At 47.5% G+C, this 221-nt stretch carries 1 protein-coding gene; it reads left to right on the top strand.

The features are described 5' to 3' along the window. Positions 1-221: response regulator (locus tag EOC06_RS39645; protein WP_128310224.1), on the top strand; the 221-nt coding region annotated here is incomplete at both ends.

Raw genomic sequence — 221 nt, 5'->3', positions numbered from 1 at the left:
GCGTTACGCTACTGGCAGGAACAAACGATTGATCTCGTCATCACCGATTGTAGTATGCCCATCATGGATGGGCTTGCGCTGACTAAACAATTGCGTACAAGACAAAAAAAACCATTAACCATTTTAGGGCTAACGGCCAATGCGCAACCGGAAGAACGCGTGCGTTGTATTGCTGCCGGTATGGATGACTGCTTATTCAAACCGTTGCGTTTATCCCAGCT

The organism is Mesorhizobium sp. M7A.F.Ca.MR.362.00.0.0 (assembly GCF_004023175.1).
Lineage (GTDB): Bacteria > Pseudomonadota > Alphaproteobacteria > Rhizobiales > Rhizobiaceae > Mesorhizobium.
Note: the sequence above shows the minus strand (reverse complement) of the source record. Positions and strands in the feature narration are given on the sequence as shown.